Source organism: Aerococcus sp. L_32, from assembly GCF_050689315.1.
This window is the reverse complement of sequence record NZ_JBOEQF010001056.1, coordinates 1-639: the sequence shown is the minus strand read 5'-3', so window position 1 is coordinate 639 and position 639 is coordinate 1. Positions and strand designations below refer to the sequence as shown.

The following is a 639-nucleotide window of genomic DNA, read 5'->3' as shown; positions in this document are numbered from 1 at the left end:
CTACGTAACCGTATCTGTAATTCTGCCCGTGACTTCTTAGATTCAGTCGACTACGCTAATGCCGGAACTGTTGAGTTCTTGTTAGATGGCGATGACTTTTACTTTATCGAAGTAAACCCTCGTGTCCAAGTAGAACATACAATTACAGAGCAAATCACTGGTGTGGACATTGTCCAAACACAAATCCGTGTTGCAGCAGGTGAAAGCTTAAGTGAAATTGGTTTACCATCACAAGAAGACTTACCATTAAATGGTTTTGCAATCCAATGTCGTGTAACTACAGAGGATCCAAATAACAACTTCTTCCCAGATACAGGTAAAATCAACACTTACCGTTCTCCAGGCGGGTTTGGTGTCCGTTTAGATGCGGGTAATGGTTTCCAAAATACGGTTGTTAGTCCGTACTTTGACTCGATGATCGCTAAGTTAATCACTTACGGTACAGATTTCGAAGATACGGTAGCAAAAACAGACCGTGCCTTAAGAGAGTATCGTGTGCGTGGGGTTAAGAATAATATTCCGTTCTTGCGTAACGTTGTAAACCATCCTGTCTTCCAAGCAGGTACTGCAAACACTGTATTCATCGATAATACACCTGAATTGTTTGATTTTCCTAAAGAACGTAACCGCGACCGTGGG

The 639-nt window shown here is 42.1% G+C and carries 1 pseudogene; it reads left to right on the top strand.

What is annotated here, in order from left to right:
- Positions 1 to 639, top strand: a pseudogene (locus ACRCJ0_RS18165) (pyruvate carboxylase); the annotation flags it as partial.